We start from the raw sequence: 14,289 nt of genomic DNA, 5'->3' as shown, positions 1-14,289 counted from the left end.
TGGTCCGGATTCCCGGGCTTAGATTTGAAACAAGGTTCCGCAAGGTCACGCATTGGCCACAGACGCAATCATGGACAGGTCCGCAGGTAACCGCGCCATCACGGCAGCGGGCGGTACCGCCATGGCGTTTTGGCTGCGACCGGCGGACGCAAAATCATCCGGCACTCCCTCATCAGCGAACCCACGGCGGCGGACGATTTCCCGCAGGCCACAGCTGACGGCTGCCGGGAGGACAAATAATGCCCAACAAGATGCTGATAGACGCCTCCCACCCGGAGGAAACACGGGTTGTCGTAGTTCGCGGTAACCGTATCGAAGAATTCGATTTCGAATCACAGGACAAGAAGCAGCTCAAAGGAAACATCTACCTCGCCCGCGTGACGCGGGTTGAGCCGTCTCTTCAGGCTGCCTTTGTCGAGTATGGCGGGAACCGTCACGGTTTCCTCGCCTTCAGCGAAATCCATCCCGACTACTACCAGATCCCGGTTGCCGATCGGCAGGCGCTGCTGCGCGCCGAGGCGGAAGAAGCCGAGAACGAGGACGACGAAGACAGCGAAGGCGACGAGAGCAAGAGCCAGGATCGCAACCGCGGACGCCGCAGGCGGCGCGGCGGTAAGAACCGCGGCCGCAATGACGAGAACAAGCCTGAGGGCTCGGGCGACGACGACAGCGCATCCTCCGAGGACGACGGCGAATCGATTGCCGCAAGCGATGCCTCCGATGCCAGCGCCGATGAGTCGGCTGCCGTAGAATCGGCAGATGACGACAATGGCGGTTCCGACGAGCGTGAGCCGACATCGATTGCCGCATCCGTCGATGCCGACGTTGTGTCCGAACGGGCACCCGAGCCGACGGTTACCGAAAACGAAAACGGCGGCGTCATCGAGGAAGTGCACTCGGCTAACCACGACGACCACGAGATCGAGTCGGTCGGCGCCGAAGACGCGCTTGAAGAGGTGCGCAACCGCCGCAAGCCGGTTCGCCGCCACTACAAGATCCAGGAAGTGATCAAGCGTCGCCAGATCCTTCTGGTCCAGGTGGTCAAGGAAGAGCGCGGCAACAAGGGCGCTGCGCTGACGACCTATCTGTCGCTTGCCGGCCGCTATTCGGTGCTGATGCCCAACACCGCACGTGGCGGCGGCATTTCGCGCAAGATCACCAACGCCCAGGACCGCAAGCGCCTGAAGGAGGTTGTTGCCGACCTCGAAGTGCCGAAGGGCATGGGCGTCATCCTGCGCACCGCAGGTGAAAGCCGCACCAAGGCCGAGATCAAGCGCGACTACGAGTACCTGATGCGCCTGTGGGAGAACGTCCGCAGCCTGACGCTGCAATCGACGGCACCGGCACTGGTCTATGAGGAAGGCAGCCTTATCAAGCGATCGGTGCGCGACCTCTACAACAAGGATATCGACGAGGTTCTTGTCGCCGGCGAAGACGGCTATCGCGAGGCCAAGGACTTCATGCGCATGCTGATGCCCAGCCATGCCAAGGTGGTCCAACCCTATCGCGACATCACCCCGATCTTCGTGCGCAGCGGCATCGAATCGCAGCTCGAGCGGATGGTCCAGCCGCAGGTGACGCTGAAGTCCGGTGGCTACATCATCATCAACCAGACCGAAGCGCTGGTTGCCATCGACGTCAACTCCGGGCGCTCCACCAAGGAGCACTCGATCGAAGAGACCGCACTTCACACCAACCTTGAAGCCGCCGAGGAAGTCGCCCGCCAGCTCAGGCTGCGCGACCTTGCCGGCCTGATCGTCATCGACTTCATTGACATGGAGGAGAACCGCAACAACCGTGCGGTCGAAAAGAAGCTCAAGGATTGCCTGAAAAACGACCGCGCCCGCATCCAGGTCGGCCGCATCTCGCATTTCGGCTTGATGGAGATGTCGCGCCAGCGCATCCGCGCCAGCGTGCTCGAATCGACGATGAAGCCCTGCCCGCATTGCGGCGGCACCGGCCATGTGCGTTCGGACTCGTCGGTTGCGCTGCAGGTCGTGCGCGCCATCGAAGAGTTCCTGCTCAAGGACTCGCGCAGCCACATCACCGTCAAGACGCCGGTGGCGACAGCGCTCTACGTGCTCAACCACAAGCGCACCACCTTGGTGGATCTCGAAAACCGCTTCGGGGTGACGATCACGATCGAGGCCGACGACAGCGTCGGTTCGCAGAACCACGCCATCTTCCGCGGCGCCATTGCCGAGAAGCCGGCGAACTTCGCCCTGCCCGTCGCCGCCCCGGCCTATGAAGAGCCCGAGGAAATCGAAGACGAGATCGTCGAAGAGGAAGAAGAGGCCGTCGTGGTCGAGGCACAGCCTGCCCGCGCGACGCAGCAGCCTGCTGCTGCTGCTGCTGCTGCCGAAGGTGGCGATCAGCACGACCGCAAGCGCCGCAAGCGCCGGCGTCGCCGTGGCGGCCGCGATCGCGACCGCGAGCATGGCGCTCCGCAGGATGGTGCCGTCGTCGCTGGCGAGGCAACCGAGTCTGAGGACGGCGAAGAAGACGTCGCCGCCGAAGCAGCCGTTTCCGAGGACGCCGGTGAAGTCGCCGCCGTCGACGCGATGGCAGCCGAAGATGCAGCGGCCAAGAAGCGGCGTCGCGGCAAGCGTGGCGGCAAGCGCAACCGCAAGGAAGACGATGAGCAGTCGGCGGAAGGCACCGAGCAGGTTGCATCCGAAGAGGCTCCCGTCGCCGAGACCGTTGCAAGCGAAATCGTGGCCGCCGAAGCGGTAGCGGTCGAAGTTGCCGCTGATGAGCCGGAGGCCGTCGTCGAAGCCAAGCCGAAAAAGGCGCCGCGCCGCTCGGCCAAGGCCAAGAAGGCGGAAGTCGAAGCTGAAGCAGCCGCGGAAGCTCCGGTCGCCGAGGTCGTTGCTGAAGCCGACGCGCCTGAAGCCGAAGCCAAGCCCGAGAAGAAGGCGGCAAAGCCGCGTGCGCCGCGCCGCAAGGCAGCCGCCGCTCCGGCCGAAGACGACGTCGTCTCCGAAGCTGCTGCAGCAGCCCCGGCCGCACCCGCGACACCGGTTGTCACTTCGGTCGTCGAGGCCAAAGAAGTCGCGTCCAGCGAAGCCAAGCCCAAAAAGGGCGGCTGGTGGCAGCGCAAGGGCTTTTTCTAATCTTCATTTATTCTAATATGAAAGACCCCGGCCAGCATTCGCTGGCCGGGGTCTTCAATTTGTGAGATTATTTTGCTTGCCGTCCGACACCATTTGCACCGATATACGGCTCGGCAAATGGTTAGACTCATAGTTTGCTTTTAATACTGCCCGGAGAGACGGCCGATGACGAGTGATAGCAAGATCGACATCCTAGGACTGACTGCCCATATCGTCAGCGCCTATGTAGAGAACAACAAGGTTCCTGCAACTGGCCTGCCAGAGTTGATCGCCAGCATCAACGCATCGATCTTGTCGCTCGACCAGCCGGCCGAAGAGCCCGCCGAAGCCCAGCAGCCGGCAGTGAACCCGAAGCGTTCGGTCCATCCCGACTACATCGTCTGCCTGGAAGACGGGAAGAAATTCAAGTCGCTGAAGCGCCACCTGTCGGTGCATTTCGGCCTGACGCCTGAAGAATACCGCGCCAAGTGGGGCTTGCCGGCCGACTATCCGATGGTCGCGCCGAACTATGCCGCGGCGCGCTCGCAGCTGGCCAAATCGCTTGGCCTCGGCCGCAAGGCTGCAGCCGCGTCTTCAAAGGCAGCGGCTGCACCCGCCAAGCCACGCGGTCGCGCCAAAAAGGCATAATTTCCGGGGTTTCAAATAAACGCGCTTCGGGCGCTCCCCGGAGCGCGTTTTCTTGTTAAGCAGCGACCACGTCTGCCGAAAAGCGCAGTTCACGCATCGGACGCACGCGCTGCGTCGTCCTGTCATAAAGCGGATGGGCCTTGTAGGCGGCAAGCGCAGCCTGGTCGGCGAACTCGGCATAGACGACAATGTCGATCTCATCCGAGTACGGGTCGACCTTGGTGTTGACGGTCACTTCGAAGACCGTGGAATGCGGAATGTTGCCAAGCGCCGACAATTCCTCACGGATCATCTCGACGTCCTGTTTCTGCCGCGCGCTGAAAAACACGATGTGCCGGATCAAGCCGCGATTCCTTCTGCTGCTTTCGCTGGCGCCTTTTGGGTCGGCTTTCGGCCGGCGTCAATCGGGCAAAAGGCAGCAGCACGGATCGCGCGGCAGATCCGTCAATCCGTGACCATCCTGACGACGCGATGCACCTCCCGCACCGCCTTGGCGGTGGCGTCGCCGTGGTTGTACAAGATGTCCCAGATGAGGAACAAGGCGACGCACATGATCGCGATGACGTAGCGAATTTGATGCCCTCCCCTTGGTGACGCCGGAAGCTGGAGACATGGCGCGAGCCACTGGCCTCACCTTAGAGCATTAGAGCTTTCTAATAACAAAGAAATTCGCTCTGATGACGGATTGGCTTCGACCCGGCGGCAGGACCCGCATCTGGCATATCAGCGCTTGCCAGATGTCACTTGAAGTTCGAGATTTTGGCGGTGAAGATCACGACAGATTCACCGCAGCACGCGGAAGTCTTGGCGGCGAAAGCCAAGTCCATCGCGAGCTGACCGGAGATGCGTCCGGCGGCGCGCCTCTGGCCAGACGAAGACAGCGGTGCAAGGTTTGGAGCAACGGGCCCGACACGCCGTACCGGGCAGCAACATTGGGACGTCGAGATGGCCCAGCGGAACTCGGACGGTTTCACAAATCACGGCGTGACGAGGCTTCACGAGGGCAACGTCGCGGACTTTGCCAGAGGTTTGCCGGCGCGTGTGCGTATGACGCTGTCGGCAGCATTGCACCTACCGCGCGGTTCGCTCAAGGTGAAGATGCCAGACGGGCGCAGCATTCTGGTCGGCGGCAAGGCCCCGGGACCCGAGGCCGAAATCGTCCTGCACAACTGGAAGCTGCCCTCGCGCGCCTTCAGCGGCGGCACAATCGGGGTCGCCGAATCCTACATCGACGGCGATTGGGACAGTCCTGACGTCACCAGCTTCCTCGAACTGTTCGTGGTCAACAGCGAAGCCGGTGAAGGTGTCGCAGGCGGCGCCAGCTGGTTGCTCGCCACCATCCAGCGCATTCGCCACTGGCTCAACGACAACACTCGCACCGGCTCGAAGCGCAACATTTCTGCCCATTACGATCTCGGCAACGCCTTCTACAGCCAGTGGCTCGACCCGAGCATGACATACTCGTCCGGGCTTTTCGCAACCGGCGCCAACGACCTCGCAGGCGCGCAGACCGAAAAATACCGGGCGCTGGCGCGCGATACCGGCATCGGACCTAACGATCATGTGCTGGAGATCGGCTGTGGCTGGGGCGGTTTCGCGGAGTTTGCGGCCCGCGAGATCGGCTGCAAGGTGACCGGGCTGACGATCAGCCGCGAGCAGTTCGATTTTGCGCAGAAGCGCATCCACAACGCCGGGCTTTCCGACAAAGTCGAGCTCAAGCTGCAGGACTATCGCGACGAGACCGGCCGCTACGACCGCATTGCCTCGATCGAGATGTTCGAAGCGGTGGGCGAAAAGTACTGGCCGGCGTTCTTCGCCAAGATGAAACAGTGCCTGCCCTCGGGCGGCACTGCGGGCCTGCAGATCATCACCATCAACGAGGCGGCCTACCCGCTGTACCGCAAGCGGCCGGACTTCATCCAGCGTTACGTCTTTCCCGGCGGCATGCTGCCGACGCCGACCTTGCTCAAGTCGCTCGGTGCCGAACACGGGCTCGACTATCTGCGCGAGCGTGTCTTTCCGCAGGACTATGCCCGCACGCTGGCCGAATGGCGCACCCGCTTCTGGTCGTCCTGGGAGCGTATCGTGCCACTCGGCTTCGACGACCGTTTCAAGAAGCTCTGGGAGTTTTACCTGCATTATTGCGAAGCAGGTTTTCGCGCCGAATACATCGACGTCAGGCAAGTGGTCTACAAGGCCTGACCGGCACTATTCAAACTGCAATGAACGAAACAACTGGTGCGTTGCCAGCAATGGCGCCGTTGCGTCACGGTTTTGTCTTCAAAACGCCGAATCCTTGGGCAGTCTCGTTTCTCGGGCTGGCCTCGGAGCGAATCAAGACATGCGCAAGCGAAACATCTTCCTTCTCGTTGCTGTGGCGGCGGCCGGAGCGATCTATCTCAACAACACGTCGCTGCTTTCCAACCGCCCGGACGGCAGACCTGTCGTCCTCGCTCATCGCGGCTTGGCCCAGGAATATGACCGCACCGGGTTGACCGGCGACACCTGCACCGCCGAACGCATGCTGCCTCCGCGGCACGACTATCTCGAAAATACCATACGCTCGATGGACGCCGCCTTCGCGCGTGGTGCCGACGTGCTGGAACTCGACGTGCATCCGACCACCGACGACAGGTTCGCGGTCTTCCACGACTGGACGGTGGATTGCCGCACCGAAAGCAGTGGCGAGACGCGCGGCCATTCTATGGCGGACCTCAAGAAGCTCGACGTCGGCTACGGCTACACCGCCGACGGCGGCAAGACGTTCCCGTTTCGCGGCCAGGGCGTCGGGCTGATGCCGTCGCTCGACGAGGTGATGGATCGGTACCCCGATCGTCGTTTCCACATCAACGTCAAAAGCAACGACGCCAAGGAGGGCGAAGCTTTGGCGGCCTTCCTTGCAGCCCTGCCCCCGGAACGCCGCGCCGCCCTCACTGTCGTTGGCGGCGACAGGCCCTTGCAGTCCATCAAGGCCGCCCTGCCCGATATGCGCACTCTCAGCAAGAAATCGCTGACGCGCTGCCTGTTGCGCTATGCAGGGCTCGGCTGGAGCAGCTATGTGCCGGAAGACTGCCGTGGCGGCACGCTGTTCGTGCCAATCAACATTGCGCCCTGGTTGTGGGGCTGGCCGAACCGCTTTCTCGACCGGATGGAAAGCGCCGGCACCAATGTCTATCTGCTCGGACCCTATCACGGCGGCGGATTTTCCGACGGCATCGACGATCCCGCCATAATCGAATCACTGCCGGCCGGCTATTCGGGCGGCATTTCCACTGACGCGCTCGATCTGGTCATCCCGGTCATCGAACGCCGTGCCAACTGATCGAGCCTCGTGCGAAAATGAAGGGGCGGCTGGATCTCTCCAGCCGCCCTGCCGATCCGCCAGATATCAAAGCGTGATGCGATACTTGGCAAAGCCTTCGGCACCATCGCCCGCCGGCTCGATCTTGACCGCCTTGACCTCCGCGATGTGGTCCTTGGCCTTGGGGCCGGTTTCGAAAATCACCGAGGCGCCCGCAACCGGGGCGAACGACCAGTTGGAGTCGGCCGATGGGTTGATGGTGCCCTGATCGACGATGTAGCGCACGATCACGTCGCGGTTGGTATCAGGGGCTTCGAAGACAAGCTTCGAGGCATTGATCTCGGGGAAATTGCCACCCCCGCCGGCGCGGTAATTGTTCGACGCGACAACGAATTTCGCTGCCGGATCGATCGGCTTGCCCTCGAACATCAGGTCGACGATGCGGTTCGAAGCAGCATCCAGCACCGCCCCCTTGGGATCGTATTTCGGCGGCTGCGCCAGGTCGATCTTGTAGGTTACGCCGTCGATGACGTCGAAATTGTAGGAGGGAAACTCGGGATTGATCAGCACCTGGTCTGCCTTGCCTGCTTCAATCTTGTTGAAGATGCCGGCCGACATCTCGAGCCACTCCTTGACCTGGGCGCCGGTGACCGCCACGGCCTGCACGGTGTTGGGGTAAAGATAGAGGTCGGCAACGTTCTTGATCGCGACAGCGCCGGCGGGAACGTCGGTGTAGTAATCGGGCCCGCCACGGCCACCCGACTTGAAGGGTGCTGCGGCTGAAAGCACCGGAAGGTCCTTGTGCTCGGTGTCCTTGAGCATGTCCTTGATGTACCAGATCTGCGCCTGGCTCACGATCTGGACCGAGGGGTCGTCGGCGACGAGAGCAAAGTAGGAGTAGAGCGGTGCCGAGGTCTTGCCGACAGGTGTGCGCACATAAGCGAGTGTTGCTTCATGCTCTTCCTTGGCAGCAGCTTCGACCGCTGCCTTGCTCTCGACTGTCGGCACCACCTTCTTGTCGACGCGCTTGGAGATCGGCCGCGCCTCGCTGGTAGAGCTGACCACCTTCCAGGCATTGCCGTCGCGCTCGAGCAGCAGGTCGATCAGGCCGAGATGCGAGCCCCAGAAGCCGCCCATCACGCCCGGCTTGCCGTTGATCGTGCCCTTGGTGTTGTCGAGACCCTCGACCTTGTCGAACTTCGGCCCGGGGAAATCGAGGTGGCTGTGGCCGGTGACGATCGCGTCGATGCCCTCGACGCCGGCAAGCAGGATCGAGGCGTTTTCGAGATTTTCCGCAGCCTGCGGCGTACCCATACCGGAGTGCGAGAGAGCAATGACGATGTCGGTACCCTGCTCGCGGATCTCCGGCACCCAGGCCTGGGCTGCCTTGACGATGTCGCGGGTCATTGCCTTGCCATGCAGATGGCGCGAATCCCAGGTCATCACCTGGGGCGGCACAAAGCCGATCAGGCCGATGCGGATCGGATGCTCGGCGCCCGAGCCATCCTTCACCTTCCTGTCGAGGATCACATAAGGCTTGAGAAACAGCTCGTCCTTGGTTGCGTCGGCGGCCAGTTCGCCCTTGGTCAGGTTGGAGCAGACGACGGGGAAGTTCGCGCCGGCCAGCACCTTGAACATGTAGTCGAGGCCGTAGTTGAATTCGTGGTTGCCCAGCGTCGAGCAATCATAGCCCAGCGTGTTCATCGCCTTGATGATCGGATGGACGTCACCATCCTTCATGCCGCGCTGATAGGCCATGTAGTCGCCCATCGGATTGCCCTGAAGGAAGTCACCATTGTCGACGAGGATCGAGTTGGTGGCTTCAGTGCGGATGGCGTCGATGATCGAGGCGGTGCGGGCAACGCCCATCGTGTCGTTGGGCTTGTCGGCATAGTAGTCGTAGGGAAACACATGGACGTGCAGATCCGTGGTTTCCATGATGCGAAGGTGCGCCTGGTTAGCCTGTGCGCGCGCCGAAAATGGGTGGAGCATCACAAGTGCACCCGCTGCAGCTGATCCCGCAAGGAAAGAACGGCGAGAAACAGGTTGAATCACGTTGGACATCTTCATTCTCCAGGAAATGAACTGACAGTATTTAGCCGGTGTCCCAAAGATCAAATGTTGCGCCAAAATTCATCCGAGTCCAGCCGACTCGTATGACAGCCTCGCGACATTCTGTGGGGAATGGATTGGTCCAGCGCGATGCTGCCGATTTCAGCCTGCTTTGTTCCCGCCTCAGAGCAGCTCCGGCCTTATCCCCATCACCGTGCGATCGACGATCTCGCGCAAGGCGAAGGACGAATTGATCTTGGTGACATGCGGCATCGCCGACAGCCATTCCTTGTGGATGCGCTCATAGTCGGGCAGATCGCGGGCAGCGATGCGCAGGATGTAGTCGTATTCACCCGACATCAAATGGCAGGACAGGATGTTGGGGCAGCGCTTTACCGCGACCTCGAAATCCGAAAGCGTCTTTTCGAACTGCCCCGACAGCGAAATATGCACGATCACCGTCATCTGGTGACCGAGCGCGACATTCGACAGGCGGGCGTGATAGCCACTGATGATGCCTGACTTCTCGAGGTTGTCGAGACGTCGCGAGCAGGCCGATTGCGACAGCCCGACTTTTTCGGCCAGTGCCGCATTGGGCATCCGCCCATCCTTCTGCAGCGCGTCCAGAATGGCGATATCGATCCTGTCCAACGGCATTCTTCGAATTTCCTTCGACGATACAGGGGAAGTGCGCAAAAATTAACGAACAACCCATGGTAGCGCAACCGTTTTCGCAAACATATTCGGAACGATTCGTGATTGACTTCGTCATCAGGGAGAAAGCCAAAATGGCTGCGGAGGAGCAGGAAGATGCGCGTAGGTTGCCCCAAGGAAATCAAGAACCATGAATACCGTGTCGGTCTGACGCCCGGTTCGGTTCGCGAATATGTCGCCCACGGCCACGAGGTCCTGGTCGAAGCAGGTGCCGGCTCCGGCATCGGCGCTGACGACAATGCCTATCGCGCGGCCGGCGCCCAAATCGCCAAGACCGCCGAAGAGGTGTTCACACGCTCCGACATGATCGTGAAGGTCAAGGAGCCGCAGCCCAAGGAGTGGGCTCAGCTGCGCGACGGCCAGATCCTCTACACTTATCTCCATCTCGCGCCGGATCCGGAACAGACCAAGGGGCTGCTTGGCTCGGGCGTTACCGCCGTCGCCTATGAGACCGTTACGGACGATCGCGGCGGCCTGCCGCTTCTGGCACCGATGTCGGAAGTCGCCGGCCGCCTGGCGATCCAGGCAGGTGCGACAGCACTGCAGAAGGCCTATGGCGGCCGCGGTGTGCTGCTCGGCGGGGTGCCGGGCGTGCTGCCTGGCAAGGTCGCGGTCATCGGCGGCGGCGTGGTTGGCCTGCATGCGGCTCGCATGGCAGCCGGGCTCGGCGCCGACGTCAGCATCATCGACCGCTCGATCCCGCGCCTGCGTCAGCTCGACGATCTGTTCGCCGGCCGCGTCCACACGCGTTACTCGACGGTCGAGGCACTTGAGGAAGAATGCTTCTCGGCTGACCTCATCATCGGCGCAGTGCTCATCCCCGGTGCCGCCGCACCAAAGCTGGTCAGCCGCGAAATGCTGTCGGGCATGAAAAAGGGTGCGGTGCTTGTCGATGTCGCCATCGACCAGGGCGGCTGCTTTGAGACTTCGCATGCCACCACCCATGCCGATCCGACCTACGAGGTCGACGGCATCATCCATTATTGCGTCGCCAACATGCCGGGGGCTGTGCCGGTCACCTCGGCGCACGCGCTCAACAACGCCACGCTGCACTACGGTCTGGCGCTCGCCGACCGCGGCCTCAAGGCATTGGCCGACGAACCGCATCTGCGCAACGGCCTCAACGTCCATCGCGGACGCATTACCAATCGCGCGGTAGCCGAAGCGCTCGGCTACGAAATGACGGAAGCGAAGTCCGCATTGGCTGCCTGATTCCTTTCGGGATGCGATCAGGAGCCCGCTGCAGCGATGCGGCGGGCTTTGTCGTCGGTTGATCGCTCTCTCGCGCCGCTTCCCAAAAATACTACCAAAAATAGTTTGCGCTTCGGCACGGATTTGCCCGCACGTGACATCTTAGCTGCATCAAACGCAGCGCAGGCGTGCCATGACTGCCTGGGGTCGTGACAATGGGCGTTCGCAAGACTTTCGAAATGCTTCTCCTGGGCAAGCCGGGTAGCGGCAATTGCTTTCGTCGGCAAAAGCCGCTGTGGAACAGCAGGTTTTGCTGCCAAGCCATTGGCGCTGGAAGACATTTCCTGGTCGCGGCGTTCATGCTGGGAATCCAAATTGCCTGTGGGTGTGACATTTTAGTTGCACCGCAAGCAACCTAGGCGTGCTAGAAAAGCGACATTGGGTAAGGTTGGGGTAGTATATTATGACATTTGGTAAGACTTGGCAGGCGCTGTTGCTTGGCGCTGTGTCGGCTGTTGCGATCAACTCGGCATCCTTTGCCGCGGATTCAGTAACGGAAGCACCGGCAGCAGCAGGCTTCAACTGGAGCGGTGTCTATGTCGGCTTCGGCGGTGGCGTCGGGGCAAACGTCCATGAAGTGAGTTCGCCGCTAACTGCACCGGGATTCTCCTTCAATGGTATCGGCGGCGAAGGCGTTTTCGGCGAAGTGACGCTTGGCTATGACTATATGATCTCGCCACGTTTCCTGATTGGCGGCCTGGTCGACGCGCATTTCGGCAACATCTCGACCAAGATTGACGCCGCGCCTTTCGCCGATGTTTCGATCACCGAGAAGTACGGCTTTGATGTCGGTCTTCGCGCCGGGTATCTCGTAACGCCCAGCACACTGGGTTATGTCCTAGGCGGTTACGCTTGGCAGAAATCTGAACTCGAAGCGAGCGGCGGCGGAGGCGACTTCAGCTTTGACTGGGACAAGGACGGCTACTTCCTGGGAGTTGGCGTCGAAACAGTGGTCGCCAGCAACTGGACGCTCAAGACCGAGTATCGCTACACGCGTTTCAGCACCGCAAACATCCTGAGCGAATTCGGCGCACCCGACGGCGTGCTGGACACGGATACGTCGCGGCACACCTTTAGCGTCGCGGCCAACTATCGCTTCGGTGCCCAGAACGGCGGCACGGCTGCATTCGAGTCGCCTGCCTATAGCTGGACCGGCTTCTACGTCGGCGGCAATGTCGGTGCCGGTGCGGCCGTTCACGAACTGGGTCTCGGCGGCGCAGCCTCCTTCAACGGCATCGGCGGCGAAGGTGCCTTCGGCGAACTCAATGTCGGCTACGACCATGAATTCGGCGGCAATTGGGTTGCGGGCGTACAGCTCGGAGGTCGCTACTCAGGTGTAACCAGCGAAATCAACTTCGGTCCTGGCAAGCTGAACCTCGATGCCGACTACGGTTTCGATCTTCTTGCCCGGGTCGGCATGAAGCTCAATGAATCGACGCTGGCCTACGTACTTGGCGGCTACAGCTGGCAGCATTTCGATCTCGTTGCCAGCGGCGGCGGCAGCAGCCAGTCGCTGATCGACTGGAATGCAGGCGGCTTTTCCGTCGGAGGCGGTCTCGAAGCAGCCGTCACCAACAACATGACGGTCAACCTCGAATACCGCTACGCGCAGTACCAGTCGGAGGATTTCGACAGCAGCGGCATCTTTGAAGTCACGCCGTCGTCACACACCGTCCGCGTCGGCGCGAAATACAAGTTCAACTGAGACCGTTTCAGGCAAACGGCCCCACCCGCCGCAGCGATGCGGCGGGTTTTTTGTTTGCAGTTCAGCTAGATACTGGCGCCGCTTGATCTGACCGGCTCGTCGAGCTCGATACGGCACTGGTAGCAATTGTTCTTCGCCGAACGCATGTGCACATAGGCGACATCGGCGCGCTCCAGCAGCTCGGCAGCGCGACCTGGGATCTCTGCTGTCGGCGTCACCGCCCCGGTGCCGTAGACGATCCGATCGTCCGCACCATAACCGCGCAGGATGTAGTCCCTGGTCCTGGTGAACAATACGGGCAATTCGCCGGTCTCCTGCGCACGGGAGCATTCCTCGGCATGCAGGAAGATCGGCCCGGTTTCGGCATAAGGCTGCAGTTCTGGAAATGGACGGTAGGCAAGGATGAGATAGCCCTCGCCGGCCGCGACATTTGTCAGGCAATGGCGGCACGGCACACCGTCGCCATCGGAGATCCTGCGCTCCGGCTTCATGCCATAAGCGTCGGCTCCGCCCTGCTGGAGTACCCTTACCGCCTCGGTTGGCAATGCCTGGAATATGATGCTCATCGCGACAATCCTCGTTGATCGACTCCCGCAAGCTATGGCGTTCGCAGATGCGCGCCACCCGATTTCCTACACCGCCCATTTCCTTAAACAGAAAGCGTTTCGTCCATCAGCGCATCGAGCACCCGGACAAGGCCGGTGAATTCACGGACCCGGCGAATGGCGAGCAGGGTGCCGGCGACATAAGGCACGGCCGAAGTGCCGGCATCGTGGCGGATGGTCAGGCGCTCTTCAGGCAGGCCAAAGACCGCCTCGCAGGACAGTTGATAGGACGGCAAGCGCAAGGAATGGACCTGCACCGCGGTTCCCTCGCCCATCGTCGCGCCGCGGGCTTCCGGGTGGCCAAAGATTTCGGAGGTCGGCAATGCCGTCGGCGCGCCGCGAATCTCCGACAGCGTCTCGGCCAGCTCGAGTGCTGTGCCCGAAGGCGCATCCGGCTTCCTCGCGCTGGCATAATCGATGATCTCGACGTCGGGCACGTACTGCGCCGCCATCAGCGCGAACTTCTTCATCAAGGTTGCGGTGATCGAATAATTGCCGGCGGCAACGACGCCGACCCCGTTGGCGCGGGCGGCCGCATTGATCTCGCGATAGTCGGCAGCCCGCAGGCCCGAGGTACCGATGACGACGTGACGGCCGCGCGAGATTGCGAGCATCGCGTGGTCCCTCACCGCAACCGGCTTGGTGTAGTCGACGACAACGTCGCAGGGTGCGGCCAGTGCCTCGGACAGCTTGCCACTGATCGCCTGGCCGGTTGGCTGGCCTCCCGTGGCGACACCGATGTCGTGACCTGCTGCCCTGCGTGCGACCGCGCCGACCAGTTGCATGTCGCCTTGCGCCAATATGGCGGGGATGAGTGCCTTGCCAACCCAGCCGGTGGCGCCGGCCATCACCACTCTGATCGTCATTTTTCATTCTCCCATTCGGTATACTGTATACTACATGGAGGAACGCAAATAAAGC

General features: G+C 61.6%; 12 protein-coding genes. 6 read left to right on the top strand and 6 right to left on the bottom strand.

Translation table 11 applies throughout. The annotated features are described in order from the left end of the window. Positions 1-239 precede the first annotated feature (239 nt). Positions 240-3,113, top strand: coding sequence for an Rne/Rng family ribonuclease (locus IHE39_RS06285; RefSeq protein WP_192565847.1), 2,874 nt, complete (start codon positions 240-242; stop codon positions 3,111-3,113). Positions 3,114-3,278: 165 nt separating this feature from the next. Beyond that, on the top strand, positions 3,279-3,740 hold the full coding sequence (locus IHE39_RS06280) for a Ros/MucR family transcriptional regulator (protein WP_184774287.1): 462 nt from the start codon (positions 3,279-3,281) through the stop codon (positions 3,738-3,740). Positions 3,741-3,795: 55 nt separating this feature from the next. Here the strand turns inward: IHE39_RS06280 and IHE39_RS06275 are convergent, their stop codons facing one another. Beyond that, positions 3,796-4,083, bottom strand: a complete 288-nt coding sequence (locus IHE39_RS06275; protein ID WP_184774285.1) for a Dabb family protein — start codon at positions 4,081-4,083, stop codon at positions 3,796-3,798. A 602-nt stretch (positions 4,084-4,685) separates the two neighbouring features. On the opposite strand from IHE39_RS06275, the gene IHE39_RS06270 reads away from it, so the two are divergent. Both IHE39_RS06270 and IHE39_RS06265 read left to right on the top strand, forming a co-directional pair. Beyond that, on the top strand, positions 4,686-5,942 hold the full coding sequence (locus IHE39_RS06270) for an SAM-dependent methyltransferase (protein WP_184774283.1): 1,257 nt from the start codon (positions 4,686-4,688) through the stop codon (positions 5,940-5,942). A 139-nt stretch (positions 5,943-6,081) separates the two neighbouring features. Then, positions 6,082-7,062 carry a glycerophosphodiester phosphodiesterase family protein gene (locus IHE39_RS06265; protein ID WP_192565846.1) on the top strand — a complete coding sequence of 327 codons (981 nt, stop codon included), beginning with the start codon at positions 6,082-6,084 and terminating at the stop codon, positions 7,060-7,062. 66 nt (positions 7,063-7,128) lie between these two features. Here IHE39_RS06265 and IHE39_RS06260 read toward each other — a convergent pair whose 3' ends face one another. Further along, a complete protein-coding gene (locus IHE39_RS06260; RefSeq protein ID WP_192565845.1) occupies positions 7,129-9,105 on the bottom strand; it encodes a bifunctional 2',3'-cyclic-nucleotide 2'-phosphodiesterase/3'-nucleotidase in 1,977 nt (658 codons plus the stop codon). A gap of 171 nt (positions 9,106-9,276) precedes the next feature. Next, complete coding sequence (locus tag IHE39_RS06255) at positions 9,277-9,750, bottom strand: Lrp/AsnC family transcriptional regulator (protein WP_184774278.1); 474 nt, start codon at positions 9,748-9,750, stop codon at positions 9,277-9,279. A 153-nt stretch (positions 9,751-9,903) separates the two neighbouring features. Here IHE39_RS06255 and ald point away from each other — a divergent pair, with 153 nt between their 5' ends. After that, the gene (gene ald, locus IHE39_RS06250; protein WP_192565844.1) at positions 9,904-11,019 is read left to right on the top strand and encodes an alanine dehydrogenase; all 1,116 of its coding nucleotides are present in this window, start codon (positions 9,904-9,906) and stop codon (positions 11,017-11,019) included. 17 nt (positions 11,020-11,036) lie between these two features. Here ald and IHE39_RS06245 read toward each other — a convergent pair whose 3' ends face one another. Then, positions 11,037-11,339 carry a hypothetical protein gene (locus IHE39_RS06245; protein ID WP_192565843.1) on the bottom strand — a complete coding sequence of 101 codons (303 nt, stop codon included), beginning with the start codon at positions 11,337-11,339 and terminating at the stop codon, positions 11,037-11,039. A 122-nt stretch (positions 11,340-11,461) separates the two neighbouring features. Between IHE39_RS06245 and IHE39_RS06240 the strand changes: the two genes are divergently transcribed. After that, positions 11,462-12,763, top strand: coding sequence for an outer membrane protein (locus IHE39_RS06240; protein ID WP_192565842.1), 1,302 nt, complete (start codon positions 11,462-11,464; stop codon positions 12,761-12,763). A gap of 65 nt (positions 12,764-12,828) precedes the next feature. Here the strand turns inward: IHE39_RS06240 and IHE39_RS06235 are convergent, their stop codons facing one another. Together IHE39_RS06235 and dapB are read right to left on the bottom strand one after the other, a co-directional pair. After that, positions 12,829-13,329, bottom strand: coding sequence for a DUF1203 domain-containing protein (locus IHE39_RS06235; protein WP_192565841.1), 501 nt, complete (start codon positions 13,327-13,329; stop codon positions 12,829-12,831). An 83-nt stretch (positions 13,330-13,412) separates the two neighbouring features. Next, positions 13,413-14,234: a 4-hydroxy-tetrahydrodipicolinate reductase gene (gene dapB, locus IHE39_RS06230; RefSeq protein WP_184774270.1), complete on the bottom strand. Its 822-nt coding sequence runs from the start codon at positions 14,232-14,234 to the stop codon at positions 13,413-13,415. Positions 14,235-14,289 lie beyond the last annotated feature (55 nt).

The organism is Aminobacter carboxidus (assembly GCF_014863355.1).
GTDB lineage: Bacteria > Pseudomonadota > Alphaproteobacteria > Rhizobiales > Rhizobiaceae > Aminobacter > Aminobacter carboxidus.
This window is presented reverse-complemented; position numbering and strand designations above follow the sequence as displayed.

What these genes read in the sequence shown, in the direction of transcription:
- IHE39_RS06285 (WP_192565847.1), top strand. Translation starts at nt 240, where the DNA reads ATGCCCAACAAGATGCTGATAGACGCCTCCCACCCGGAGGAAACACGG.
- IHE39_RS06280 (WP_184774287.1), top strand. Translation starts at nt 3,279, where the DNA reads ATGACGAGTGATAGCAAGATCGACATCCTAGGACTGACTGCCCATATC.
- IHE39_RS06270 (WP_184774283.1), top strand. Translation starts at nt 4,686, where the DNA reads ATGGCCCAGCGGAACTCGGACGGTTTCACAAATCACGGCGTGACGAGG.
- IHE39_RS06265 (WP_192565846.1), top strand. Translation starts at nt 6,082, where the DNA reads ATGCGCAAGCGAAACATCTTCCTTCTCGTTGCTGTGGCGGCGGCCGGA.
- IHE39_RS06260 (WP_192565845.1), bottom strand. Translation starts at nt 9,105, where the DNA reads ATGTCCAACGTGATTCAACCTGTTTCTCGCCGTTCTTTCCTTGCGGGA.
- IHE39_RS06255 (WP_184774278.1), bottom strand. Translation starts at nt 9,750, where the DNA reads ATGCCGTTGGACAGGATCGATATCGCCATTCTGGACGCGCTGCAGAAG.
- ald (WP_192565844.1), top strand. Translation starts at nt 9,904, where the DNA reads ATGCGCGTAGGTTGCCCCAAGGAAATCAAGAACCATGAATACCGTGTC.
- IHE39_RS06245 (WP_192565843.1), bottom strand. Translation starts at nt 11,339, where the DNA reads ATGTCTTCCAGCGCCAATGGCTTGGCAGCAAAACCTGCTGTTCCACAG.
- IHE39_RS06240 (WP_192565842.1), top strand. Translation starts at nt 11,462, where the DNA reads ATGACATTTGGTAAGACTTGGCAGGCGCTGTTGCTTGGCGCTGTGTCG.
- IHE39_RS06235 (WP_192565841.1), bottom strand. Translation starts at nt 13,329, where the DNA reads ATGAGCATCATATTCCAGGCATTGCCAACCGAGGCGGTAAGGGTACTC.
- dapB (WP_184774270.1), bottom strand. Translation starts at nt 14,234, where the DNA reads ATGACGATCAGAGTGGTGATGGCCGGCGCCACCGGCTGGGTTGGCAAG.